The organism is Citrobacter sp. TBCP-5362, assembly GCF_005406305.1.
GTDB classification, from domain to species: domain Bacteria; phylum Pseudomonadota; class Gammaproteobacteria; order Enterobacterales; family Enterobacteriaceae; genus Citrobacter_B; species Citrobacter_B koseri.
The window spans coordinates 3,165,436-3,190,945 of record NZ_CP040234.1 but is presented as its reverse complement, the minus strand read 5'-3'; the positions used below and the strand labels follow the sequence as shown (position 1 = coordinate 3,190,945).

The 25,510-nt window shown below is 53.3% G+C and carries 26 protein-coding genes and 1 pseudogene; 7 read left to right on the top strand and 20 right to left on the bottom strand.

All coding sequences use genetic code 11. The features are described from left to right. The 4 genes and pseudogenes from citF to citC all read right to left on the bottom strand — a co-directional run bounded on the left by citF (position 1) and on the right by citC (position 3,816). The gene (citF, locus tag FD428_RS15265; protein ID WP_012133372.1) at positions 1 to 1,533 is read right to left on the bottom strand and encodes a citrate lyase subunit alpha; all 1,533 of its coding nucleotides are present in this window, start codon (positions 1,531 to 1,533) and stop codon (positions 1 to 3) included. 9 nt (positions 1,534 to 1,542) lie between these two features. Continuing rightward, positions 1,543 to 2,451 carry an aldolase/citrate lyase family protein gene (locus tag FD428_RS15260; RefSeq protein ID WP_024130551.1) on the bottom strand — a complete coding sequence of 303 codons (909 nt, stop codon included), beginning with the start codon at positions 2,449 to 2,451 and terminating at the stop codon, positions 1,543 to 1,545. Continuing rightward, positions 2,448 to 2,744, bottom strand: coding sequence for a citrate lyase acyl carrier protein (gene citD / locus FD428_RS15255; RefSeq protein ID WP_012133370.1), 297 nt, complete (start codon positions 2,742 to 2,744; stop codon positions 2,448 to 2,450). The genes FD428_RS15260 and citD overlap by 4 nt, the downstream gene beginning before the upstream one ends. Then, positions 2,741 to 3,816, bottom strand: a pseudogene (citC, locus tag FD428_RS15250) ([citrate (pro-3S)-lyase] ligase). Before citC ends, citD begins: the two are co-directional and overlap by 4 nt. Positions 3,817 to 4,202: 386 nt before the next feature. On the opposite strand from citC, the gene dpiB reads away from it, so the two are divergent. Next, positions 4,203 to 5,864, top strand: coding sequence for a sensor histidine kinase DpiB (gene dpiB / locus FD428_RS15245; RefSeq protein ID WP_012133368.1), 1,662 nt, complete (start codon positions 4,203 to 4,205; stop codon positions 5,862 to 5,864). Then, a complete protein-coding gene (gene dpiA / locus FD428_RS15240) occupies positions 5,833 to 6,510 on the top strand; it encodes a two-component response regulator DpiA (RefSeq protein WP_114847756.1) in 678 nt (225 codons plus the stop codon). Before dpiB ends, dpiA begins: the two co-directional genes overlap by 32 nt. A 276-nt stretch (positions 6,511 to 6,786) precedes the next feature. Here dpiA and dcuC read toward each other — a convergent pair whose 3' ends face one another. After that, the gene (gene dcuC, locus FD428_RS15235) at positions 6,787 to 8,172 is read right to left on the bottom strand and encodes an anaerobic C4-dicarboxylate transporter DcuC (protein ID WP_012133365.1); all 1,386 of its coding nucleotides are present in this window, start codon (positions 8,170 to 8,172) and stop codon (positions 6,787 to 6,789) included. 459 nt (positions 8,173 to 8,631) lie between these two features. On the opposite strand from dcuC, the gene pagP reads away from it, so the two are divergent. Together pagP and cspE are read left to right on the top strand one after the other, a co-directional pair. Continuing rightward, positions 8,632 to 9,195, top strand: coding sequence for a lipid IV(A) palmitoyltransferase PagP (gene pagP, locus FD428_RS15230; RefSeq protein WP_012133363.1), 564 nt, complete (start codon positions 8,632 to 8,634; stop codon positions 9,193 to 9,195). 187 nt (positions 9,196 to 9,382) lie between these two features. Further along, positions 9,383 to 9,592, top strand: a complete 210-nt coding sequence (cspE, locus tag FD428_RS15225; RefSeq protein ID WP_000034825.1) for a transcription antiterminator/RNA stability regulator CspE — start codon at positions 9,383 to 9,385, stop codon at positions 9,590 to 9,592. 54 nt (positions 9,593 to 9,646) lie between these two features. On the opposite strand, the gene crcB is transcribed toward cspE, so the two are convergent. Continuing rightward, a complete protein-coding gene (gene crcB, locus FD428_RS15220; RefSeq protein ID WP_024130549.1) occupies positions 9,647 to 10,030 on the bottom strand; it encodes a fluoride efflux transporter CrcB in 384 nt (127 codons plus the stop codon). A gap of 91 nt (positions 10,031 to 10,121) precedes the next feature. Here crcB and FD428_RS15215 point away from each other — a divergent pair, with 91 nt between their 5' ends. Beyond that, positions 10,122 to 10,910: a deaminated glutathione amidase gene (locus FD428_RS15215; RefSeq protein WP_071259767.1), complete on the top strand. Its 789-nt coding sequence runs from the start codon at positions 10,122 to 10,124 to the stop codon at positions 10,908 to 10,910. A gap of 129 nt (positions 10,911 to 11,039) precedes the next feature. After that, positions 11,040 to 11,243 carry a twin-arginine translocase subunit TatE gene (gene tatE, locus FD428_RS15210; RefSeq protein ID WP_012133359.1) on the top strand — a complete coding sequence of 68 codons (204 nt, stop codon included), beginning with the start codon at positions 11,040 to 11,042 and terminating at the stop codon, positions 11,241 to 11,243. A gap of 100 nt (positions 11,244 to 11,343) precedes the next feature. Here the strand turns inward: tatE and lipA are convergent, their stop codons facing one another. The 11 genes from lipA to FD428_RS15155 form a co-directional block, all read right to left on the bottom strand. Then, positions 11,344 to 12,309, bottom strand: a complete 966-nt coding sequence (gene lipA, locus FD428_RS15205) for a lipoyl synthase (RefSeq protein WP_012133358.1) — start codon at positions 12,307 to 12,309, stop codon at positions 11,344 to 11,346. A 187-nt stretch (positions 12,310 to 12,496) separates the two neighbouring features. Then, positions 12,497 to 13,471: a YbeF family transcriptional regulator gene (locus FD428_RS15200; RefSeq protein WP_047458193.1), complete on the bottom strand. Its 975-nt coding sequence runs from the start codon at positions 13,469 to 13,471 to the stop codon at positions 12,497 to 12,499. A 300-nt stretch (positions 13,472 to 13,771) separates the two neighbouring features. Then, the gene (gene lipB, locus FD428_RS15195; protein WP_047458192.1) at positions 13,772 to 14,413 is read right to left on the bottom strand and encodes a lipoyl(octanoyl) transferase LipB; all 642 of its coding nucleotides are present in this window, start codon (positions 14,411 to 14,413) and stop codon (positions 13,772 to 13,774) included. Positions 14,414 to 14,510: 97 nt separating this feature from the next. Beyond that, entirely contained in the window at positions 14,511 to 14,774 is a 264-nt protein-coding gene (gene ybeD / locus FD428_RS15190; RefSeq protein WP_000850547.1) for a DUF493 family protein YbeD, read from the bottom strand. A gap of 106 nt (positions 14,775 to 14,880) precedes the next feature. Then, positions 14,881 to 16,092: a D-alanyl-D-alanine carboxypeptidase DacA gene (gene dacA, locus FD428_RS15185; protein WP_012133355.1), complete on the bottom strand. Its 1,212-nt coding sequence runs from the start codon at positions 16,090 to 16,092 to the stop codon at positions 14,881 to 14,883. A 139-nt stretch (positions 16,093 to 16,231) separates the two neighbouring features. Further along, positions 16,232 to 17,356, bottom strand: coding sequence for an endolytic peptidoglycan transglycosylase RlpA (gene rlpA / locus FD428_RS15180; protein WP_112002164.1), 1,125 nt, complete (start codon positions 17,354 to 17,356; stop codon positions 16,232 to 16,234). A 10-nt stretch (positions 17,357 to 17,366) separates the two neighbouring features. Beyond that, entirely contained in the window at positions 17,367 to 18,479 is a 1,113-nt protein-coding gene (gene mrdB, locus FD428_RS15175) for a peptidoglycan glycosyltransferase MrdB (RefSeq protein ID WP_012133352.1), read from the bottom strand. Between the two features lie 2 nt (positions 18,480 to 18,481). After that, positions 18,482 to 20,383 (bottom strand): peptidoglycan DD-transpeptidase MrdA, encoded by a 1,902-nt coding sequence (gene mrdA, locus FD428_RS15170; protein ID WP_071259763.1) that lies wholly within the window; start codon positions 20,381 to 20,383, stop codon positions 18,482 to 18,484. Between the two features lie 30 nt (positions 20,384 to 20,413). Continuing rightward, positions 20,414 to 20,881, bottom strand: a complete 468-nt coding sequence (rlmH, locus tag FD428_RS15165; RefSeq protein ID WP_003022725.1) for a 23S rRNA (pseudouridine(1915)-N(3))-methyltransferase RlmH — start codon at positions 20,879 to 20,881, stop codon at positions 20,414 to 20,416. 3 nt (positions 20,882 to 20,884) lie between these two features. Then, positions 20,885 to 21,202 (bottom strand): ribosome silencing factor, encoded by a 318-nt coding sequence (rsfS, locus tag FD428_RS15160; protein WP_012133350.1) that lies wholly within the window; start codon positions 21,200 to 21,202, stop codon positions 20,885 to 20,887. A gap of 258 nt (positions 21,203 to 21,460) precedes the next feature. Next, positions 21,461 to 22,072 carry an adenosylcobalamin/alpha-ribazole phosphatase gene (locus FD428_RS15155; RefSeq protein WP_114847757.1) on the bottom strand — a complete coding sequence of 204 codons (612 nt, stop codon included), beginning with the start codon at positions 22,070 to 22,072 and terminating at the stop codon, positions 21,461 to 21,463. 94 nt (positions 22,073 to 22,166) lie between these two features. Here FD428_RS15155 and cobD point away from each other — a divergent pair, with 94 nt between their 5' ends. Further along, entirely contained in the window at positions 22,167 to 23,261 is a 1,095-nt protein-coding gene (gene cobD / locus FD428_RS15150) for a threonine-phosphate decarboxylase CobD (RefSeq protein WP_114847758.1), read from the top strand. Here the strand turns inward: cobD and nadD are convergent. From nadD to lptE, 3 genes are read right to left on the bottom strand one after another with little or no spacing between them, the layout of a single operon-like run. Next, the gene (nadD, locus tag FD428_RS15145) at positions 23,236 to 23,877 is read right to left on the bottom strand and encodes a nicotinate-nucleotide adenylyltransferase (protein WP_114847778.1); all 642 of its coding nucleotides are present in this window, start codon (positions 23,875 to 23,877) and stop codon (positions 23,236 to 23,238) included. The genes cobD and nadD overlap by 26 nt on opposite strands. A gap of 1 nt (position 23,878) precedes the next feature. Continuing rightward, entirely contained in the window at positions 23,879 to 24,910 is a 1,032-nt protein-coding gene (holA, locus tag FD428_RS15140) for a DNA polymerase III subunit delta (protein WP_012133346.1), read from the bottom strand. After that, complete coding sequence (lptE, locus tag FD428_RS15135) at positions 24,910 to 25,503, bottom strand: LPS assembly lipoprotein LptE (protein WP_024130546.1); 594 nt, start codon at positions 25,501 to 25,503, stop codon at positions 24,910 to 24,912. Before lptE ends, holA begins: the two co-directional genes overlap by 1 nt. Positions 25,504 to 25,510 lie beyond the last annotated feature (7 nt).

The window sequence follows — 25,510 nt, the reverse complement described above, 5'->3', positions numbered from 1 at the left end:
TTATTCCTTCACCTGATGAACAACGTCAATGACCGAACCGTCGCGGTAACGCACTACGGCGATGACGCGATCGGTATATTCAATGGCGCGAGGTTGGCCGGTGAGCAACTGCGCACGTTCACGCAGCCATTCAATGGAGACCACTTTCATTCCCGCTTCTTTCAGGCGTTCCGCCAGCTCCGGGCGCGCCGGGTTGACGGCGATGCCGTGGTCGGTCACCAGAATGTCGACGCTGGAGCCAGGCGTTACGCAGGTGAGCACGTTATCGACCAGCGTCGGGATGCGGCCGCGAACCAGCGGTGCGACGATGATTGACAGCGCGGCGGCAACGGCGGTATCGCAGTGACCACCTGACGCGCCGCGCAGTACGCCATCGGAACCGGTCAGCACGTTTACGTTGAACTGGGTATCCACCTCCAGGGCGCTCAGTACCACGACATCCAGACGATCGACCGATGCGCCTTTTGAACCCCAGTTGGCGTACTGGTTGGCGCTGATTTCGATGTGATTCGGGTTGCGGGCCAGCGATTCTGCGGCGTTACGGTCGAAGCTCTGTACGTCCAGTAATTTGCGGATCAGCCCTTTTTCATGCAGGTCGACAATCGTGGCGGTAATGCCGCCCAGCGCGAAATCCGCGTGAATATCGCGGCTGCGCATTTTGTCTTCCAGAAAACGGGTTACTGCCAGAGAGGCGCCGCCGGTTCCGGTTTGCAGAGAGAAGCCTTCCTGGAAATAGCCTGAGTTGGCAATCACGTCTGCCGCGCTGCGGGCAATTAACAGTTCACGCGGGTTGGTGGTCATACGGGTCGCATCTGCGCCAATTTTGTCGGCGTCGCCTACCCGTTCGATCTGCACGATGAGATCCACCTGGTCCTGGGCGATACTGGCTGGATTATGCGGATACGGCAGCAGCGCTTCCGTCAGCAGAACAACCTGGCGGGCGTTTTCGGCATCCACTTTCGCATAGCCCAGCGAACCGCAGCAGGCTTTACCGGTGTAGCCGTTGGCGTTGCCAAACGGATCGCAAGACGGCACGCCGAGGAAGGCCACATCGATATTGAGCTCACCGCTTTGCACCAGATGGACGCGACCGCCGTGGGAGTGGATTTGTACGGGCTCATCCAGCAATCCGCGGGAGATCTCTTCCGCCAGGGGGCCACGCAGACCAGACGTGTAAATTCGGCTCACGACGCCCTGGCGAATATGCCCGACCAGTGGCGCGTGGCAATCGCTCAGCGAACTGGAGGCCAGCGTCAGGTTTTTAAAGCCCATGCTGGCGATGGTGTCCATCACCAGGTTGATCGTCAGGTCGCCGCCACGGAAAGCGTGGTGGAAAGAGATGGTCATTCCATCCTGTAAACCAGAACGGCGGATGGCTTCTTCAAGCGTGGCGCACAGTTTTTTATCGCGCGGTTTTTGCGCCTGTAAATTCAGTTTCGAAGTGCTCTGAAAAGCGGAAAATTCGCTTTCGGCATGGCGACTCCAGGCCGCTACCCGTTCTTGTCGTTGAAGTTGTTCGATTTTCTGCGTCATTTTTTTGCCTTATTCTTCGCGAATGCCGGAAAGTTCTGCACGGGAGAGCACCAGACGGGCGCGTTCAATCACCGGGCTGTCTACCATTTTGCCGTTCAGGGAGACGACGCCGCGGCCTTCACGGGCGGCGGCTTCTGCGGCTTCCACGACCAGACGCGCATGGGCGACTTCTTTAAGCGTCGGGGCATACAGGTTGTGCAGCAGTTCAATCTGGCGTGGGTTGATGAGGGACTTGCCGTCAAAACCCAGCTGTTTGATGTGTGACGCTTCGTGCAGGAAGCCCGCTTCGTTATTGGCATCGGAATAGACGGTATCGAACGCCTGAATGCCTGCGGAGCGTGCCGCCTGTAAAATGGAGCAGCGGGCAAACAGCAGCTCGGTGCCTTCCGGGGAACGTTCGGTACGCAGATTGCGCACATAGTCTTCCGCCCCCAGCGCGATCCCGATGAGACGTTCGGAGGCGTGGGCGATTTCAACGGCGCGGGTAATGCCCAGCGGCGACTCGATTGCGGCCAGCAGCCCGGTGCTGCCGGGTTCACGACCGCAGGTTTGCTCAATGCGCAGGATCTCTTTCTCGATGTCGGTAACATCCTGAGCGGTGTCGGTTTTCGGCAAACGGACAACGTCAGCGCCGCCGCGAACCACCGCTTCAAGGTCGTTAATGCCCCATTCGGAATCCAGCGCATTAACGCGGACAATGGTTTCCACATCACGGTACAGCGGGTGTTGCAGGGCGTGATATACCAGACGGCGAGCGGTATCTTTTTCACGTAGTGCGACGGAATCTTCCAGGTCGAACATCAGCGCATCGGCCGGGTAGATAAACGAGTTGCTGACCATCGCGGCATTTGCGCCGGGGACGAACAGCATGCTGCGGCGGGTGCGGGATTTACGTTGTTGCAGAGAGGCGGAAATCATTGGCGATCCTCCCACGGCAGAGCGGGAATGCCGCTGGCGCGAGCCAGTAACGCTTCCAGCCGCGCGCGCAAAATGCAGTCCAGCGCGCCTTTGTCATCAACATTTAGTTGCACGCCGCGGACGTTATAACGGGCAAGCACATCCAGAATGGTGGCGCGAATGGCGTCGCCAAACTGTTTTTCAACGCTGCTGTTGATTTGCAGGTCAATATCCTGCGTGTCGAGTGGAGCAATGCGAATCATCACATCACCGGACTCAAGTGTGCCAGCGACGGCAGCCTGGTCTATTTTCATTTTTCACCTGTTTCTAATGCGGGGGTCTTTTGGCGGACTACCGCGCTGGACGGGTTACGTTCAACCATGCCTTGCAGATAGTGCAGAGTGGGGTTGGGAACCAGCGGTGCGATAGCCGTGAGATCTTTTTTAACCAGCAACTTGCGCACCCAGGAGGCGGAAATCGGCATCTCCTGGAAACACAGCCGCTCAATTTCCACCAGCTCGATGGGGGGGCGGGAAGCGTTGGCGTCTCCAGCCAGTAGCGCATATCGTGGTTGTACTGGGAGGTGACGGTGCAAAACGGTTCCGTGCCGACAAAACGGTGTGTTACACCCAATGCTGGCGCCAGGTACTGGCGGAAAATCTTCAGGTCGATTTCGGTGTAACAGTGGTTAATGACGCTTTGTTCTTTGATGAAGTAGCACGGAAAGGTCGCACGCGAGATGATGTACTCGGAACCGCGATGCACGGTCAGGCGTGGAATATCCGTTGTTCCTTTGATCACCAGATCAAACCTGTCCTCGTACGGAAAACGCGACGTATCCTCTTTTACCAGGAACAGATGCAGCCAGTCGCACTGTGCGGCGGCCTGTTGGATCAGGTAGCGATGCCCGTTTGTGAAGGGGTTGGCGTTCATGACGATACAGCCGATTTTTTTCCCGTCATGACGCAGTTTCGTTAAGGATTCAGCGTAGCGTTTCAGGCGCGTATTGCTGTTTTCCATGAGCACCATCACGCCAGGCACATCAGCCAGCGTTGAGAAGCCGCACTGTTTAAAGAGCGCTTCGTATTCTGTTTTGGTGTAGATGAAGAGGTGCGTACAGTGCCTTTCGTAGGCGAGGTTGATTAACTCTGTAGCCAGCGTCAGCGCCAGCCCTTCGCCGCGCACGGATTGGCAGATAGCAACGCATTTAATGATATTTCCGGCAATACCGCCGCAGGCAATAAGACGATCATCGCGCGTAACGGTAATAAAAACTTCGACGGTGGTATCTACGCTTAAATCATTCTCTTTCAGAAATTGCGTGATAACCGCCATCTTTTTATTTTCTGAGCGTTTCACTTGCGTGAATACATTATTACCGAACATAGTATTGAGCGTCCTGATGATATATTTTGTTGCCAGTTTTTTGCGTATGTTGTGTGTCGTTGCAACCTGATAACGTTTTGTTTTCAATTGGAGCGGTCGTTGTTTTTATTACGACGTATTTCTTTTTCTCTCTGTTGCCTACATCGTAAGGGGTATTTTGGTGGTAAATTTTGATTTATTTCACAAACACTTAGATGGTTTTTATGTGTTTAATGGTTTTAAGTTTTTTAATTAATTTAATAGCAAATTGCGCGGTGGGTTTTATTTGTTTAATTGATTTAAGGTGGGGAATCTGTAACGATCGCTATTAAATGCACAGCAGAAAGTTAAAACATTTTTATTACATATACGGGAAATGAGACGCTTACGCCAGCGAAGGAATAACAATGCCCGACCCAAAAAATAAAAAACGGTTTCTTTTTTTTCGTCAACTCGCGTTCCCGCTGCGGATTTTTCTGCTCATTCTGGTCGTTTCTGTTTTCATCATCGCCGCGTTAGCCCGCTATTTTTCCGCCAGCTTTGAAGACTATCTGGCATCGCATGTCAGGGATATGGCGATGAACCAGGCAAAGATTATCGCCTCCAACGACAGTATCATCACGGCCGTGAAACACCGGGATTACAGGCGGCTGGCGACCATCGCGGATAAACTACAAAGCGACACCGATTTTGATTATGTGGTCATCGGCGACAAAAACTCGATTCGCCTCTACCATCCTAACCCGGAAAAAATTGGTTACCCGATGCAGTTCACGAAACCCGGCGCGCTGGAGAACGGTGAGAGCTATTTCATCACCGGCAAGGGGTCTATTGGTATGGCAATGCGCGCTAAAACGCCGATATTTGACGACAATGGCAACGTGATCGGCGTGGTTTCCATCGGTTATCTGGTCAGTAAAATTGACAGCTGGCGACTGGATTTTTTACTGCCGATGGCGGGCGTATTCGTTCTGCTGCTGGTGGTGCTTATGCTGCTTTCCTGGTTTTTCGCCGCCCACATTCGCCGCCAGATGCTGGGGATGGAGCCAAAGCAGATTGCGCGCGTTGTGCGCCAGCAGGAGGCATTATTCAGTTCAGTGTATGAAGGATTAATTGCAGTCGACCCGGAAGGGCACATTACCGCCATTAACCGCAACGCGCGAAAAATGCTGGGGCTGCGTTCGCCGGGACGGCAATGGCTGGGTAAGTCGATAGAGACGGTAGTTAATCCTGCGGACTTCTTCACACAGCAGATTGCGGAAAAACGCCAGGATGTGATGGCGAATTTCAATGGGTTGAGCGTTATTGCTAATCGTGAGGCCATTCGCTCCGGGGATGAATTACTGGGGGCGATCATCAGCTTTCGCAGCAAGGATGAAATTTCCACCCTGAACGCCCAACTGACGCAAATAAAACAGTATGTGGAGAGCCTGAGAACGCTGCGTCATGAACACCTGAACTGGATGTCGACGCTCAACGGTCTGCTCCAGATGAAAGAGTATGATCGGGTCAGGGAAATGGTGCAGGGCGAGTCGCAGGCGCAACAGCAACTGATCGATAGTCTACGCAGCGCGTTTGCCGATCGCCAGGTCGCCGGTCTGCTGTTCGGCAAAGTCCAGCGGGCGCGGGAGCTGGGGCTAAAAATGACGATCGTACCCGGGAGTCAGCTGCACCGACTCCCGGAAGGGCTTGATAGCACCGAATTTGCCGCGATTGTCGGCAATCTTCTCGATAACGCGTTTGAAGCCAGTTTGCGTACCCGGGAAGGGAATAACGTCGTTGAACTCTATTTGAGCGACGAAGGGGACGATGTGGTGATTGAAGTTGCCGATCAGGGATGCGGCGTTCCTGAATCTCTGCGCGAAAAAATATTTGAACAGGGTGTCAGCACCCGAACCGATGAACCAGGCGAACATGGCATCGGGCTGTATCTGATTGCAAGTTATGTGGGGCGCTGTGGCGGGGTGATTACGCTGGAAGATAATGATCCCTGTGGCACCTTGTTTTCTCTATTTCTTCCGAAAGTGAAAAAAAACGATGACGGAACCATTAACCCTATTGATCGTTGAGGATGAAACGCTGCTGGCGGAAATGCATGCGGAATATATCCGCCATATTCCCGGTTTCAGCCAGATATGGCTGGCGGGCAATCTGGCGCAGGCCCGTATGATGATCGAACGTTTTAAACCCGGGCTTATTCTGTTGGATAACTATCTGCCGGATGGGAAGGGCATCACGTTGCTGCATGAACTGATGCAGGCGCGCTATCCCGGCGGAATCGTGTTTACCACGGCCGCCAGTGATATGGAAACCGTCTCCGAAGCGGTGCGCTGGGGGGCGTTTGATTATCTGGTGAAGCCGATTGCCTATGAGCGTCTGGGGCAGACGCTTACGCGGTATCAGCAACGCCGGCGTATGCTGGCGGGTAACGATAGCGCCAGCCAACGGCAGATTGACGAGATGTTTAATGCCTATGCGCGAGGGGAGCCAAAAGGTGATTTGCCGACCGGGATTGATGCTCTGACGCTGAATGCCGTGCTGAAGCTGTTTAGCGACCCAGCGACGCGCTATACGGCTGAGACGGTGGCGCAGGCGTTGACGATCAGCCGTACCACATCCCGGCGGTATCTGGAGTATTGCGCCAGTCAGCATTTGATTATTGCCGAGATTATTCACGGAAAAGTGGGCAGACCGCAGCGTATTTACCACGGTTGAATTCGGGATTGACCAATCGCCCGGTGGCGCTGCGCTTACCGGGCCTACGGGTAAGTTTTGTAGGCCGGATAAGGCGTTACGCCGCCACCCGGCCAATCGCCCGGTGGCGCTGCGCTTACCGGGCCTACGGGTAAGTTTTGTAGGCCGGATAAGGCGTTACCGCCGCCATCCGGCGAATCGCCCGGTGGCGCTGTGCTTACCGGGCCTACGGGGAGTTTTGTAGGCCGGATAAGGCGTTACGCCGCCATCCGGCGAATCGTCTACAAATTACTTCGCTTAACCACCCGCCACAGCGGAAGAAGTGCCTGGCACCATCACTTCAGTTGCAATGATGACAACCAGCAGCCCAACCATAACCGGAACGGAAGTACGCTTCACCACTTCAAACGGCGAAATCTTCGCCATCCCTGCCACCGCAACGACGACGCCAGAGACCGGGGAGATCGTGCGCCCCAGATTTGAAGCCTGCAACATGGGAATGGACAGGTAAGCCGGGTTAATACCGGAAGAGTGCGCCAGTTTGGGAATCATTTCGACAAAGGCATAGAAAGGCGCGTTACCGGAACCGGTGGTCATTGCCGCGAGCATGGTCAGGATCACCAGTACCAGCATGAGGATAATACTGGCGGAGCCAAACGAGGTGGCGATAGAGATCAGACTCTGGATGAAACCGATAGTGCTCAGCCCCTGAGCGAATACCCCGGCTGCGACCAGCAGCATCACCACGCCCGCAAATGCGTCAGCCATCCCGCGGTACGCGACTTCCAGACCGGAAAAGACTTTCTGTGTATTGAATCCGCGAATGAACTCCAGCACGGCAGCGAGCAGCATACAGATGACGAGAATAGTAATAATGTGCAGCTGCGGACCCCATTTACCATCAAAAACCAGAACGCCGATAATCGGTGTGAATGGCAGAATGGCGTAAAACGCCGGGGCGGTGGTGGTAATTTCGTTTACATCCAGCATTTCATGGGAGATGTTCTCTTTTTTATCCAGATAACGCTGCCAGAAAAAGTGGGCAATCGCCATACCGATAATGGCGGCAATGGAGATCGGCAGGGTCGTTTTAAAGGCAAAATCAATCAACGGCATCTCAGCCGCTTTTGCCGCCAGAACCACGTCGCCCGAGGTCGGAGAGAGGATGATCGCTGCGGGGGAAGCGCAGATGGCTGCGGCAGCGCCACGGCTGATCCCGACGTTAACCATCACCGGAAAGAGCGTTGCCATCAACAATACGCCAAGCCCGGTTGCCGAAGAGACCGCCAGCGACATCAGGCAGGCGACAAAATAGGCGGCGATCATCAGCAGGTAAGGTGAGTTAATGTATTGCAGCGGTTTGGAGGCCAGTTTTACAACCATGTCGTTTGCGCCGATATGCGTCATGTAGGCGGCGAAACCGCACAGCATCATGATCATCATACCGAGGTCGCCACCACGGCTCATCAACAGAATCTTAATGTATTCAACGATGTCCGTCGCGGTATAGCCGGTACTGGTTTCACTGGCGGGCAGGACTTTATGCCCCATTAACGCGCTGATAATCAGCAGCACCAGGCCGCCCACAAAGAGCACGCCGGTTGCCGAATAACCTTTAATGATGTAGCGCGCTACACCCACAATAACCATAACCCCAATAAGGAGTTCAATAAACGTTAGCATTGTTTCCCCTGTCGCCTGGACGCCCAGAAAGTAAGAATAAAAAAGGAACAGAAAGTGGTGTGAAAATGTGCCGAATAAACCGCTTCCCCTTGCTGATTAAAATCAAGAAAAGGACGGATTAAACGTCCTGTGTTGTTATTTTTTCATGCAGGCAACGAATATGAAATCTCTCAGGTGAAAAATTTACGTAGAAACGTATTTGTTTTGTATTTGTTATTTTTATGGAAATGTAATGTTAATGATGGGGTGGTGTACAGAATTATAACAGGCCAGATTCCCTTTCCTGATGATAAAAAGTTTCAGTAAACGGCGATGATCCGTATGAAATAAACGGGAAATAAGCGGGTTCGTTATTGCAAAGGGGAGTTTTCTGATTTTTCGTTACCTGTTTTTTGTTAAGATTCCATTCAGGTTCGTTTTGCTACGATCGGTATTGAACTCCAGGATGGTAATTAAGTTGTGATTGTCGCTAAAAAATATTTTCTTGTTCTTTCATTTCTCTTTGTGCAATTCGCCCTTCTGCCCCAGGCCTTTTCAGCAGATAAAGGCTGGTTTGATACGCTGAAAGATAATGTGTCGGAAACCTGGCAACAACCCGAGCATTATGATTTGTACGTGCCGGCCATTACCTGGCATGCGCGGTTTGCCTACGATAAAGAAAAAACGGATCGCTACAATGAGCGCCCGTGGGGGGCAGGGTTTGGTCAGTCTCGCTGGGATGATAAAGGCAACTGGCATGGGCTTTACATCATGGCGTTTAAAGACTCCTTCAATAAGTGGGAGCCTATCGGCGGTTACGGTTGGGAAAAAACCTGGCGACCTCTGGCAGATGAAAACTTCCACATGGGGCTGGGATTTACCGCTGGCGCAACGGCGCGTGATAACTGGAAGTACATTCCGGTGCCGGTTCTGTTGCCGTTAGCCTCGATAGGCTACGGTCCGGCAACGTTCCAGATGACCTACATCCCCGGTACGTATAACAACGGTAACGTCTACTTTGCCTGGATGCGTTTCCAGTTTTGATGAGTGATATGCCTTGTTAGTGGTATATAAAATAGCGTTATAAAACAATAGGTAGTACAAAAAATCTAAAAAATAACGCGATATTTATCACTTTTTGGCAAAGTTGGACTGGACAAAATGCACCACAATTGATGTACTGGTACCCGACACAGCATTTGTGTCTATTTTTCATGTAAAGGTAATTTTGATGTCTAAGATTAAAGGTAACGTTAAGTGGTTTAATGAATCCAAAGGATTCGGTTTCATTACTCCGGAAGATGGCAGCAAAGACGTGTTCGTACACTTCTCTGCAATCCAGACTAATGGTTTTAAAACTCTGGCTGAAGGTCAGCGCGTAGAGTTCGAAATCACTAACGGTGCCAAAGGCCCTTCTGCTGCTAACGTAATCGCTCTGTAAGCATACGACAGCAAGAATTCCAAAACCCGCCAACTGGCGGGTTTTTTTATGCCCTTAATGCGCGGTGGATGCCGAAAACAGCCAAAACGCAAGCGCGGTCATGGCAAATGACCCGAGCAGGTTGACCAGTATATTCACCATCGCCCAGCCAAAACGCCCATCCTGGAGCAAAAAAACAACTTCCGCTGAGAAGGTGGAAAACGTGGTCAGGCCGCCGCAAAAACCGGTGGTAATCAATACCTTCCACATCGGATCAATATTCGTCATGCGACTAAATAAGGCGAAGCCCATACCGATGATGAAGGCGCCGATCAAATTCGCCGTCAGGGTGCCGAACGGAATGGACTGATGAAGCGGATTAAACCGCATACTCAACATCCATCTCGCCACGCTTCCTGTACCACCGCCAATAAAAACTGCTAAAAGGAGTTGTAACACTGAATATTCCTGCTATTTGATTGTATATGGGATGAGTGTAACGCCGAATAAACATCTTTGGCGAGTTTAACGAATCTGGTCGGAGGGGAGTATGCTCGTTGCAGCAGGACAATTTGCCGTGGCGTCGGTCTGGGAAAAGAACGCCGAAACATGCGTTTCGTTAATGTCTCAGGCGGCAGAAAATGGCGTTTCCTTACTGGTGTTGCCTGAGGCGCTGCTGGCTCGCGACGATCGCGATCCCGATCTGTCGGTTAAGTCTGCGCAGCTACTGGAGGGCGGATTTTTGCGCTGCTTGCTGCGTGAGAGCGCGCGCAATACGATGACGACAATCCTGACGATTCATGTTCCTTCAACGCCGGGGCGGGCATTCAACATGCAGGTTGCGTTGTGCGGGGGAAAGATTGTTGCGCATTACGCCAAGCTGCATTTGTACGATGCCTTTTCGATTCAGGAGTCCCGCAGCGTTGATGCAGGCGACACCATTGCCCCGCTGCTGGATGTTGAGGGGATCAAAGTTGGGTTAATGACCTGCTATGACCTGCGCTTCCCGGAGTTGGCACTGGCGCTGGCTTTGCAGGGGGCTGACATTCTGGTGCTGCCTGCCGCCTGGGTAAGAGGGGCGCTGAAAGAGCATCACTGGGCGACCTTGCTGGCGGCAAGAGCGCTGGATTCAACCTGCTATATCGTTGCCGCAGGGGAGTGCGGCAACAAAAATATCGGTCAGAGCCGAATCGTCGATCCGTTTGGCGTCACAGTAGCCGCTGCGGCAGAGACTCCGGCGCTGATTATGGCCGAGGTCTCCGCCGAGCGCGTCAGGCAAGTTCGGGCGCAACTTCCCGTTTTACGTAACCGTCGTTTTGCGCCACCGCAATTATTATGATGTTTTTTTAAACTAAGCTTGATTCACCTTGTTACAGATTGCTATTGTGTGCGCGCGTCGAATGACCGTTAATATTCTCAGGTTAATATGGCGCGTTAAGCCGCCTGATTTTAAGTCAAGAAGGTATCTATGGGTGAGATTAGTATTACCAAACTGCTGGTGGTTGCCGCACTGGTCGTTCTGCTGTTTGGTACCAGGAAGTTACGTACGCTGGGCGGAGACCTGGGCACGGCAATTAAAGGTTTCAAAAAGGCGATGAATGATGAAGACGCTGGCGCGAAAAAAGAAGCGGGCGGCGATATTCAGGCTGAGAAACTCTCTCATAAAGAGTGATCATGACGCGAGCAGGATGCTCCTTCATCTGACTCTGAAGAGAAAAAACCCGCGTTTAAGCGGGTTTTTTATGCGTTAAATGTAAGCGAGTATTACTCGATCACTTCACTTCCAGTCCTTTCGCCTGCATGTCTGCATGGTAAGAAGAACGAACAAACGGCCCGCAAGCGGCATGGGTAAAGCCCATCGCCATGGCTTCGGCTTTCATCTCATCGAACTCTTCCGGGCTAACATAACGCTGTACCGGCAGGTGATGGCGGCTTGGCTGTAAATACTGGCCCAGCGTCAGCATGGTGACGCCATGACGGCGCAAGTCGCGCATAACCTCAATGATTTCAGCGTTGGTTTCTCCCAGACCGACCATCAGACCCGATTTGGTTGGGATTTCCGGGTGGGCCTCTTTGAAACGCTCCAGCAGTTTCAGCGACCAGTTGTAATCGGCGCCTGGGCGTACCTGACGATAGACACGCGGTACGTTTTCAAGGTTATGGTTGAACACATCTGGCGGGGTAGCGTTAAGGATCTCCAGTGCGCGATCCATACGGCCACGGAAGTCAGGCACCAGCGTTTCAATTTTAATTGCCGGGCTTTTTTCACGAATCGCGGTAATGCAGTCAGCAAAGTGCTGAGCGCCGCCATCGCGCAGATCATCGCGGTCAACGGAGGTGATAACCACATAGCGTAACGCCATATCCGCAATCGTCTGAGCCAGTTTTAATGGTTCGTTAGTATCCGGGGCGACAGGGCGACCGTGGGCAACGTCACAGAACGGGCAACGGCGGGTACAAATCGCGCCGAGGATCATAAAGGTGGCGGTTCCGTGATTGAAACATTCCGCCAGGTTAGGGCAAGAGGCTTCCTCGCAGACAGAATGCAGGCCATTTTTGCGCATTGCCGCTTTGATGCCCTGGATACGAGTGGAGTCCGCTGGAAGCTTTATTTTCATCCATTCCGGTTTACGCAGCAGGGCTTCGCGCTCTGTTGCCACATTTTTAACCGGGATAAGGGCCATCTTATCGGCATCGCGGTATTTAACACCGCGTTCCATCACAATGGGTTTACTCATAGCGTGCGTGTTCCAGTTGCGAATAACGAAGGAAAGCGTTTCAATTCAAGGGAATGTTGCATTTATCAACTATTTTTGAATTAACTACAGGCAGTATATCATTGAAACGGGCCATAAAGCAGCCTGAGTGGTCGGCAAAATGTAAAATAGTTGTTGTTTTGTGCCATTTGCCCAACATCTCCTGTGACTAAGCAGCAACATCTCCCGTTCGAAACGCATCGCGTATTACATCAATAACATTCTCCAGCACCGGGTCACGCAAGCTTAATTTGTTGTAATGCAGCGAAAAGTCGATTCTCTCATCGCTTAGTGGCGCATAGGGAATGCGCTTGAGCGGCCAGCAACGGCTAAATAAGGTGTAGAACCGGGTGGGCATCATCCCCAGCAGGTCGCTGCTGGCGATGAGTGAGGCAATGGTGAAGATGTTGTAGCTGCTAAAGTTGATTTGTCGTTCAGGGAAGAGGTCCTGGATACGCTGACGCACCAGGCTGAAATTCTGCCCTTCGAGCATCAGCAGAGTATGGTCGACCGCTTTCAGCTTCTCTTCGGTTAGCGGGGCGGAAAGTGAAGGGTGATCCTGGCGACAAACCAGCTCAACAGTATCGGCAAACAGCACATGGTGATGAATGGCCCGACTACTGTAGATATGGGTATCGATGACCAAATCGGTCTGAAACTGGCTGAGCTGGCATTCGGCGTCGCTTACCGGAATGTTGCGTAACAGAAGCTGCGGATACCGGGATTTGATCGCCTGATAGATGGTTGGCATGACTAACGCCCCGATAGAGGGAGGCGTGCCTATCGTGATGGTGCGCTGTTTGTCGTAACTGCCGGTCAGATCCAGCGCGCCCAGAATAGATTCCAGCCCCTGGCTAATATACTCATGCAGATGGGTGGCATAGGCCGTCGGGGTCACGCCCTGGCCTTTACGGATAAATAGCGGGTCGGGAAATATAGCGCGTAATTTTTGAATAGACTGGCTAATAGCGGATGGCGTTAAATTAAGAATTTTCGCAGCATTGACGATGCCTTTATGAACGTATACCGCTTCAAAAATAGTCAAGAGATTAAGGTCAATATTTCTCAGCGTTCTGAAAATTTGAGGTTTGTCTTCTGGCCGTTGCTCGATTAGACGTCGTCCCGGCAGATTATTATCATTCACGCTCTCGCTCCGAATTTATTCACGTTATAAATAATAGTAGGGTTTATATTTATTGCATTTTTGATTTGGCTTAAATATCGCCTGAATGTCAATATCAGTAACAATTTCAACAGGGTAACAAACAGTACATTCGGATTTTAGCCACGGCGAATCCCCTCATTCTGATGGCTGATGAGGTTGCGTCATTGACGGTTTTAGCTTAGGCATAACGAAAATATAGAAACCGGGCGGAGAAGTAAAGCATTCAAGCAATATATAGTTAATGACCCATGAATTGCGTGGGTCATTATATTTTATTGATTAAGCAGGAATATATTCATGAGGTGGATTGTTTAGCAGGGCTAAAATATTGGCCAACAGGCGAGGGGCAATATTATCCGTCGTTGCGTTATTATCCCATTGCGATATTTTCGCCATTTCCATCCCGGCATAACCGCAAGGATTGATGCGTAAGAACGGAGAGAGATCCATATTGACGTTTAATGCCAGACCATGAAAAGAGCAGCCGCGACGGATTCGTAAACCCAGTGAGCAGATCTTTTTTTCTCCCACATAAACTCCGGGCGCATCGGCTCGCGGATGCGCATCAATACCCAGTTCGGCAAGCGTATTGACGACGGTTTGTTCCAGCAGCGTTACCAGCTCCCGCACGCCCAGCTTACGGCGTTTAAGATTCAGCAGAACATACATTACCTGCTGGCCGGGGCCGTGATAGGTGACTTGCCCGCCACGATCGCTCTGGATCACCGGAATATCGCCGGGCATTAATACATGCTCCGCTTTACCGGCCTGACCCTGGGTGAAAACAGGAAAGTGCTCAACTAACCAGATCTCATCGGGCGTGTTTTCATCGCGGGTATCGGTGAATTCGTGCATGGCCTGGGAAACGGGTTCGTAGGGCTGAAGACCGAGCTGGCGGACAAGAATTTTATCCTGATACAAAACGGCATCTCCGTAGAGAATGAACAAAAGAGGGAGAAAAGTATATCACAGCGGGGGAGGATGTTACCCGGGCAACGCCGGGTAACGAACGGATGTATTACAGCACCATACGAACGATATCGATATTACCCAGTTCTTCGTACAGTGTTTCAACCTGCTCGATATGGGTTGCGTTGATGGTGATAGAGACCGAGTGGTAGTTACCTTTGCTGCTCGGTTTTACCGTCGGGGAGTAATCACCTGGCGCATGGCGCTGTACCACTTCAACCACCTGATCAACCAGCTCAGGCAACGCCTGCCCCATTACTTTGTAAGTAAATGGCGTAGGGAATTCAAGCAGTTCGTTAAGTTTGGTTTTCATGTCAGCTCCGGCATTACATCAAAAAATAATAACTCCCACAGCGTGTGGGAGTTATCAGGATACTCAGTATATGGGGATGGAAATCACACTTTCAAGTGCTTAATTTTTAACCAAACCAGTGATGGAACATTAATTTAATGTAATCAATGATTTTGCCGAAGAAGTTACCTTCAGGAATTTCCTGTAGTACCACCAGCGGGCGCTGCTCAATGGTTTTGCCATCCAATTGGAAGTTGATTGTGCCGACGACCTGGTTTTTCTGCAACGGGGCATGCAGTTCCGCCGTGTTCAGCACATAGCTGGCTTTCAGATCTTTCATGCGGCCGCGAGGGATAGTCAGATAGACGTCTTTATCCACACCCAGCGAGGCGCGGTCGGTGTCGCCAAACCAGGCCGGTTCAGAGGCAAACTCTTTCCCGACTTTCAGCGGGTTCACGGTTTCAAAGAAGCGGAAGCCCCAGGTCAGCAGTTTTTTGCTTTCTGTTTCACGACCTTTGTAGGTACGTCCACCCATCACCGCAGAGATCAGGCGCATCTGGCCTTCAGTTGCCGACGCCACGAGGTTGTAGCCTGCTTTATCCGTGTGGCCGGTTTTGATCCCGTCAACGTTCAGGCTGTTGTCCCACAGCAGACCATTGCGGTTTAACTGGCGAATCCCGTTGAAGGTGAACTCTTTTTCTTTGTAGATAGAGTATTCGTTTGGCACATCGCGGATTAACGCCTGGCCGATCAGCGCCATGTCGCGCGCAGAGCTGTATTGTCCATCAGCATCCAGGCCATGAACGGTCTGGAAGTGGGTGTTTTTCAGACCCAGGGCATTCACATAGCTGTTCATCAGCCCGACGAAGGCATCCTGGCTGCCGGCGGCAAAGTCGGCCATCGCCACGCAGGCGTCGTTGCCGGATTGCAGGTTAATACCACGGATTAACTGGGAAACAGGAACTTGCATACCCGGTTTCAGGAACATCAGGGACGAGCCTTTAAATACCGGGTTGCCGGTAGCCCAGGCGTCGTTGCCGATCGTCACCAGATCGGTTTCTTTAAATTTCCCTGCTTTCATCGCCTGGCCGATGACATAGCTGGTCATCATTTTGGTCAGGCTGGCGGGATCGCGGCGCGTATCCGCATTTTGTTCCGCCAGCACTTTGCCGGAGTTGTAGTCGATCAGGATATACGACTCCGCATCGATCTGCGGAACGCCTGGGATCATGGTTTTGATATTCAGGTCATCGGCATGCGCGCTTGTGATAAAGGCGGCGCAAAGAGCCGTGGTGAGCGCCATGCGCTGCATGAAACGAGCGGAAAAAGTGGTCTTCATGGTCTGAACTACGACGTCCGTGATGGAATTAAAAAAAGTGCCCTACTATAGCAAAAGCATAACCGGCAGGCATCTGACTTTCCGCGTGACTTTGTTAATGTCATTTACAGAAATTGACAATTCAGATGCCCTTTGCAGGCTACTGCGCGCTGGCGATAAAGGACTGTAACTGGGCTTCAGATTGCAGACGCTGCTGCAACGCGCTGGCTTCAGTTTTGCTGGCGAATGGCCCAAGCTGAATGCGCCAGACCGCGCCGTTTTGCATCACACGCCCCGGTACGCCAAACTGCTGGCTTAAACGCTGCTGGTACTGCTGCGCGCGCGTTTGATCGCTGACCGCGCCAACCTGAACCACGAAACCGCTGCTTGCGGCGGCCGGAGCTGGAGTCGGCGTCGGGGCAGCGACTGCGCCCTGAGTCGAACCAGGAGCCGTTACCGGCGCGGCGGGTGTCGCTGCGGCGGGCTGTGGCGCGGGCGTTGCTTCGCTGCCTTCGAGCACCCCGGAGGCGAGCGTGGTCGGCGCGCCAAGGAAGCCGCTGCTGTTGACCGGTGCGCCGCTTGGATCATCGCTTTTCAGCGTCGAATTGCTTATCGCTCGGACATCGCCTTGCGGCTGTACCGATTCCGGCGCGGAAGAGACGCTGCCCATGCCGCCGCTTAAATCAGGGCGCGCGGGCAGGGCGTAGGTCTGTTTCGCCACTGTCGTGCAGGCCATGCCTGGCCCTGACAGTGAACCATCCTGCGCAACGATAATGGGATCAACGCGGACTTTGGTGTTATTCGACGTATTCAGACGATCGGCTGCCGCGCGGGAGAGTGAAATCACCCGATCGTTACCGTAAGGGCCGCGATCGTTAATGCGTACCACGATCATCCGGCCATTCGCCAGATTCGTGATTCGCGCATAGCTCGGGATCGGCAGCGTTGGATGCGCAGCGGTGAGCTGCATCGGGTCAAACGCTTCGCCTGATGCGGTCAAATTGCTGCCGGGTTCCGCATCATAAATGGCGGCAAGCCCGGCCTGGCTAAAGCGAGACGGGTCCTGGACAATTTTGTAGCTTCTACCGTCTCGTTGATAATCCTGATTTGCTGTCGGGCTCAGAGGTTCATAACGTGGCTCCGCCCCGCCGATCTCAACAATCGGCCCGTTACACACCGCAGGCTGCGGCGCGACGGCAACCTGCTGCTGACCATCATCACTCGAACACGCCGCGAGTAACATTATTCCTGCCGCGACGCAGACTCCTGGCAACTGCTTACGCATTGCGCACCCCTTACACGCTTTTCGACAACATTTTTCTGTGGGTGTGGATCGACATAACAATCCCGAACCCGGCCATCAGCACTATCAGTGCGGAGCCTCCGTAACTGACCAGCGGGAGTGGAACCCCTACAACGGGCAGAATACCGCTCACCATACCAATATTTACGAAGACATAAACGAATAATATCAACATTAAACCACCGGCCATCACGCGGCCAAAGGTGGTTTGCGCGCGGGCAGCGATCCACAGTCCGCGCATAATCAGCAGAATGTAGAGCGCCAGCAGGATTAATATTCCCACCAGACCTAACTCTTCCGCCAGTACGGCGAAGATAAAGTCGGTGTGGCGTTCGGGTAAAAACTCAAGCTGCGACTGAGTGCCGTGCAGCCAGCCTTTACCGCGCAGGCCGCCGGAGCCAATCGCAATTTTAGACTGGATGATATGATAACCCGCGCCTAAAGGGTCGGTCTCCGGGTCGAGAAGCATCATGACGCGCTGGCGCTGATAATCATGCATCAGGAAGAACCACATGATCGGGATAAACGCGGCAATCAGCACCACCGCAATGCCGATTAAACGCCAGCTCAAACCAGACAAAAACAGCACGAACAGGCCGGAAAGGGCGACCAGAATCGAGGTGCCCAGGTCAGGCTGCGCGGCGACCAGCAGCGTCGGCATAAAAATCAATACCAGCGCGATAGCCGTGTTTTTCAGCGACGGCGGGCAGACATCACGGTTGATAAAGCGCGCCACCATCAGGGGGACGGCGATCTTGGCGATTTCAGAAGGCTGAAAACGGACGATCCCCAGATCCAGCCAGCGTTGCGCTCCTTTGGATATCGCCCCGAAGGCGTCTACCGCCACCAGCAGGATGATGCAGAAAATATAGAGATAGGGCGCCCATCCTTCGTAGACACGAGGCGGGATTTGCGCCATCACCACCATAATGACCAGACCCATCGCGATCTGACCGATTTTTCGCTCCATCATGCCAATATCCTGGCCGCTGGCGCTCCAGATGACTAATGAACTGTAAACCAGCAGCGCCAGCAGAATCAGTAACATCGTGGGATCGATATGGATTTTATCCCAGAATGTTTTTTTGTTCGGATTATCCGTCACGATTATTGGTCCTCCGCCGCTGCAACCGCCGGGTTTTCCGCAGGCAAATTGGTGTTGTTGTCGCCCAACATGATGTGGTCAAGAATCTGACGCATAATTGTACCGACAGCCGGGCCCGCGCCGCCGTTTTCCAGGATCATGGCGACAGCAACCTGGGGATTGTTATACGGCGCGAATGCCGTCATCAGTTTATGGTCGCGTAGTCGTTCAGCAATTTTGTGCGCGTTGTAGGTTTCGTTGGCTTTCAGGCCAAAGACCTGTGCCGTACCAGACTTCGCGGCGATTTTATACGGCGCGCTGGCGAAATATTTATGCGCAGTGCCGTTCGCGCGGTTTGCGACGCCGTACATGCCGTCTTTGGCGATTTCCCAGTAACCGGAGTGAATATCGCCGACAGGCGGTTCGTGCGGCTGTACCCACGGCACCTGTTTGCCATTCTCCGCCGTGCTCATCAGCAGATGCGGCACTTTTACCACCCCGTCGTTAATCAGGATCATCAGCGCCTTGCTCATCTGGATCGGGGTCGCCGTCCAGTAACCCTGGCCGATGCCCACCGGGATGGTATCGCCCTGATACCACGGCTTTTTAAAGCGTTTTTGCTTCCATTCACGGGTTGGCATATTGCCGGAACGCTCTTCAGCCAGATCGATGCCGGTATATTCCCCGTATCCAAATTTGCTCATCCACTCGGAGAGTCGGTCTATCCCCATGTCATAGGCCACCTGGTAGAAGAAGGTATCCGCTGACTCTTCAAGGGATTTGGTGATATTCAGATGACCGTGACCCCATTTTTTCCAGTCACGGTAACGCTTCTCAGAACCCGGCAACTGCCACCATCCGGGGTCGAACAGGCTGGTATTGCGGGTGATCACCCCAGCGCTTAAAGCGGACACCGCGACATACGGTTTAACCGTTGAGGCCGGCGGGTAAACACCTTGCGTCGCCCGGTTAACCAGCGGCGTATTCGGGTCGTTGAGCAACCCTGAGTAATCTTTGCTGGAGATGCCATCCACAAACAGGTTCGGGTCGTAGCTCGGCATGGAAACCAGCGCCAGTACGCCGCCTGTCCGTGGGTCGGTTACGATCACGGCGGCGCGGCTGCCCGCCAGCAGCGTTTCAATATATTGCTGGAGTTTCAGGTCAATTGTGAGATGGATGTCATGCCCGGCCTGCGGCGGCACCTCTTTAAGCTGACGGATGACGCGGCCACGGTTGTTAACTTCAACCTCTTCATAACCCGTCTGGCCGTGCAGCACCTCTTCGTAATAGCGCTCAATCCCCAGCTTGCCTATATCGTGCGTGGCGGCGTAGTTGGCCAGCTTACCGTCTTTATCAAGGCGTTCGACGTCTTTATCGTTAATCTTCGAAACGTAGCCGATGACGTGGGTCAGCGCGGAGTTGTAAGGATAGTAGCGGCGCTTGTAGCCTTTCACTTCCACGCCAGGAAAACGGTACTGGTTGACGGCAAAACGCGCGACCTGCACTTCGGTCAGGTTCGTTTTGACGGGAATAGAGGTAAAACGGTGTGAACGCGCGCGCTCTTTCTTGAACGCGGCAATGTCATCGTCGTTCAAATCGACCACGCTGCGTAACGCATCCAGCGTTTGCTGAACGTTATCGACCTTCTCCGGCATCATTTCTATCTGATAAATAGTGCGGTTGAGGGCGAGAGGGATGCCGTTACGGTCATAGATGATCCCACGGCTGGGGGCGATAGGGACCAGTTTGATGCGGTTTTCGTTTGAGCGGGTCTGGTAATCGGTGAAACGCACGATTTGCAGATTATAAAGGTTGGCGATGAGCACGCCGGTCAGCAGCAAAATACCCAAAAAAGCGACCAGCGCCCGGCGCACGAACAGCGCGGACTCAGCCGTATAGTCGCGAAAAGAATTCTGTAGTTTCATCCGCTGCTTAATCTACTCAAGGCTTAATAATCACTCACGGTGATAAGGGTGGTTGGTGGTAATACTCCACGCCCGGTACAGACTCTCTGCCACCAGCACCCGAACCAGCGGGTGAGGGAGGGTTAACGCAGAAAGTGACCAGCTTTGTTCCGCCGCCGCTTTACAGGCCGGAGACAACCCCTCAGGGCCGCCAATCAGGAGACTGACGTCGCGACCATCCAGCTTCCAGCGCTCCAGCTCAGTCGCCAGCTGCGGCGTGTCCCAGGGTTTCCCTGGGATATCAAGGGTGACGATACGGTTTTTGCCTGCGGCCGCCAGCATCTGCTCACCCTCTTTGTCGAGAATACGTTTAATATCCGCGTTCTTGCCGCGTTTGCCCGCTGGAATTTCGATCAGCTCAAACGGCATGTCTTTCGGAAAACGCCGGAGATACTCCGTAAAACCGGTTTGTACCCAGTCGGGCATTTTCGTACCGACAGCGACAAGTTGAAGCTTCACGCATTAACTCCAGAGTTTTTCCAGTTCATACAGGCGACGGCTCTCTTCCTGCATGACATGGACAATCACATCACCCAGGTCAACGACAATCCAGTCGGCTACGCTTTCACCTTCAACGCCAAGCGGCAACATGCCCGCCGCGCGAGATTCCTGTACAACGTGGTCAGCAATAGACATAACGTGACGGCTGGATGTACCGGTGCAGATAATCATGCAGTCGGTGATACTGGATTTACCCTGAACATCTAAGGTGATGATGTCCTGACCTTTCAGGTCATCAATTTTGTCGATTACAAAATCCTGGAGTGCTTTACCCTGCAAGTTTTCCCCCTGGGTATTACGGATGAATATAAATAAGCCTGTCAGTATACCTGAACCCGAGGCGATGTCGGGACTAATGTCATCAACGGGCGTTTAAAAGTGGGTTATCATCCCATCCCGCACAACAGATTGCATCGCCATTTTTGTAAAACAATTTCTGCAAAGCTCTGAAGGGCGGGAGAAGTCTGGCGCGGAGGATAGCAGCCTGTCAGGGGGTGTCAATGGTCGAAACGCCCCCGAGGAGAAAAAACAGAAATATCACTCGCCGTGATGCCAGACGGCCCGACTGTTTAACACCTTCAGCGTGGCGAAATCTTCACAAAAATCAATGGCGCTCCAGCATCCTTGCTCAACCCTGAAATGCCATAATGAGGCGGCGGGCATGGACAATAATCGCGCGATCATGAGACTCAGAACCCCCTGGTGGCTCACGACCAGCAGGTTTTTATTATCTTTATAATCAGTAAGTTGTGCAATAAAGCGCTCTACGCGTTGTGAGAATGCCTGGAAGCCTTCCCCATTGGTCGGGACGGCGTTCTGCCAGTCGGTACACCAGGCCGCGTAGCTTGCCGCGTCTTCGTGGCTCAGATCGTGGTGATGACGCATCTCCCAGTCGCCAAAAAACATCTCGTTAAGCTCCGGGAACAGGCGCTGCGGTACGTCGCGGTCGTGAAGCACCAGCCGCGCCGTGTGGCGGGCGCGTTCCAGTTCGCTACAGAATACGTTGTCGAAGGGGACATTGCGCAGCAGGTTATTCAACGTTTGCGCCTGGGCTATCCCTTTTTCTGTCAGCGGAGTGGGGGCGTGGCCGCTGTATAATCCGGCTACATTGGCTTCGGTTTCCCCATGACGAACTAACCAGAGTCGCATGTTTTTCCTCGTGATATGTATTCGCGCAAAATATGATATTCACCCTGATTGCGAAGCGCTTTTTCACTAAAATAGACTTTTTATCGGAGGCAAGATGCCTTTACTGAGGAGTGCGCATGGCGGTAACACCCGGGAAGCCGCCGCATTGTTGGGCATCTCGCCTGAACAGTTGCTGGATTTTAGCGCAAATATTAATCCTCTGGGTATGCCAGGGCGCTTAAAACGCGCGCTTATCGACAATCTTACCTGCGCGGAGCGGTATCCTGATGTGGATTATCAGCATCTGCACCAGGCGCTGGCGCAGCACCATCAGATCCCCGCGTCATGGCTCCTGGCCGGAAATGGCGAGACGGAATCCATCTTCACGCTGGTTCACGGGCTGAAGCCGCGTCATGCCATGATCGTCACGCCGGGCTTTGCCGAGTATCGCCGTGCGCTACAGTGGGGCGCGTGTGAGATACATGAATTTGCGCTTCGCGAAGCCGATGGCTGGCAACTCACGGACGCCATTCTGAATGCGCTGACCCCGGATCTGGACTGCCTGTTTCTCTGTACGCCAAATAATCCAACCGGACTCCTGCCTGCCCGCGAACTGTTACTGGCTATTGCGGAACGCTGTAAGACGCAGGGGATCGCGCTGATCCTGGATGAGGCGTTTATCGATTTTATTCCGGGTGAAGAGGGCTTTATTCCGCTGTTGCAGGGCAACCCGCATATCTGGGTGCTGCGTTCGCTCACCAAATTTTACGCCATTCCGGGGCTGCGGCTGGGCTATCTGGTGAACAGCGACGAGCAGGCGGTCGCGCGAATGAGAGCGCAACAGATGCCCTGGTCAATCAACGCGTTTGCGGCGCTGGCCGGAGAGGTTATCTTGCAGGATGCCGCCTATCACCAGGCGACCTGGCAGTGGCTGGCGGAGGAGGGGCAACGCTTCCGTCAGCGGTTACATGCGTTTCCTGAGCTAACGGTTTATCCCGGTCGGGCGAATTATCTTTTATTACGCTGTGAGCGGGAAGGTCTGGATTTGCAACGCGCCTTGCTGGAAAAGCACATTCTGATCCGCAGCTGTGCTAACTATCCGGGGCTTGACGCGCGTTATTACCGGGTGGCGATTCGCAGTCAGGAAGAGAACCGCCGCCTGCTGACGGCGCTGGCGGAAGTCTTTACCGATACAACCCTTGCTGGTTGATGTAGTTCAGGACGGATTCCGGCATGAGATCGTCGCACGGTTCGCCTTTCTCCAGTCGCTCGCGGATAAGGGTGGCGGAGATATTGAACCAGGGCGTTTCAGCCAGATAAATTTTACCCGCCGGGAGCGCGTGCAGATCGTCCGGCGTATGGGTTAAATGGCGCTCCAGCCACTGCTGATGTTGCTCTTTCACCATCTCAAGCGGGTAGCCGGGGCGTCGGCAAACGATCAGGTGAGTATTGTCCAGAATGGTTTCATAGTCATGCCAGGTCGGGAACGTCAGTAAGGAGTCCTGGCCGATGATAAACGCCAGCGGCGCGTCCGGGCCTTGCTCTTCACGCCACTCTTTCAGCGTTTGCGCGGTGTAAGAGGCGGTATCGCGTTTGAGTTCGCGCTCATCCAGGATAAACAGCGGCTTGTCGGCGATAGCCAGCTCAAGCATATATTTACGCTGTGCGCTGGACGCTTCAGGCTGTGGACGATGAGGCGGTACGTTATTGGGCATGACAATCACCCGCGACAGACCAATCAGATTGGCCAGTGTTTCCACGGGCTTGAGATGACCATAATGCACGGGATCAAAGGTGCCGCCGAACAGAGCCTGTAACGATTTCATATCAACCATCAATAAAAACATCTGCCAGCGCTTTGTGGCAGAGAAGAAGAGAAAGCCCCTCCAGCTCAGCCCACACTGACTGTCCATAATCTTGTTTTAGCGTAATTTCCGTCCGCGTCAACAGTTGCACTGCCTGGCGAAGCTGGGTCTGCTGGAGCCGATTCAACGCATCGCCAATCATGCCGCGACGGTTTTGCCATACCCGATGTTTATCAAACAGCGTGCGCAGAGGCGTATGGGCGGATTGCCGTTTAAGGTTAACCAGCATCAGTAATTCGCGTTGCAGGGTGCGCAGCAGGATCACGGGTTCACTGCCTTCAAGGCGCAGTTGCTGCAAAATATGCAGGGCGCGTTTGCTTTTGCCCATCAATAACGCATCCACCCAATGGTATGGCGTAAAGTGCGCCGCGTCGTTGACGGCCTGCTCTACGCGTGGAAGCGTGAGCTTACCGTCAGGCCAGAGGAGTGAAAGCCGCTCCAGCGCCTGCGCCAGCGCCAGCAGGTTGCCTTCGTAGCAATAACACAGCAGCTGATTCGCGGCGTCATCCAGTTGCAAATTATTCTGCTTTGCTCTGGCGGCAACCCAGCGCGGTAGCTGCGCTTGCTCCGGTGTCTGACAGCTTACCTGCACGCCAGTGCCCGCCAGCGAGGTATACCAGGCGGCGTTTTCCTGGGCTTTAGTGAGCTTGTTTCCGCGCACGATCAGCAGCAGGTCGTCATGCAGCAAACCGCTGAGCGTTGCGAGCTGTTCATTGATCGCCGCATTCGGGCCATTTTCCGGTAGCAACAACAGCAGCGTTTGACGGCTGGCAAACAGGCTCATTGCCTGACACTGTGAGAACAGAGTTCCCCAGTCGGTGCTGGTGTCGATCGTAAAGGCGTGGTGTTCTTCGAACCCTTGCGCAGCGGCCGTCAGACGAATAGCGTCCTGGCTTTCCTGCAACAAGAGAGGGTCGTTGCCCAGGAGCAAATACGCCGCGCGCAGCCCTTCATTGAGCTGTGCGCGGAGTTGTTCAGGGTACAACCGGATCATCAGTTACCCAGCGTGGTGGACACGCGTGCCGGGGAAGATGCTGGCGTCGCCGTGGTGTTTTCAGCGGCGTCCGCGTTTTCCTGGGATGACTGAGCATCAGCGACATGGATACTCGGCAGCTTGCGAATCAACTGTTCGGCCGCTTTGTCATACATCTCTTTGATGATCATATCCTGTTCATTATCCTTCGCCAGCGCGGTTTGCGGGTTATCAAAGAATGAACGGTACACTTTCGTGCTGATCGGATAAATATCATGACCCGGGATCAGAACGCTTGCACTGACGCTCATGACCATCTGGTATTCCGCCGTACGGCCATCCTGGAACACGGAGGCGGTATCTTTAGAGATACTGGTCCGGCCAAGGCGCAGTGACGGAACATCCTGGCGCGTTGTATCTTTTTCAAGCAATTCAATATTGTTAAGACGCAGTTGGTTACGTACCGCCCGGCTTAATGGTCCATTCGGATCGCTTGTATCAAGAATCATAGTTTTCATCGTGCTGGGCACCTGCGTAGTGCTACGCAGATGCCAGCCGCACCCGGCGGTGACCAGCACCGCCAGGGATAACAACAATGTTGTCAGATGTCGCACGCTTCCT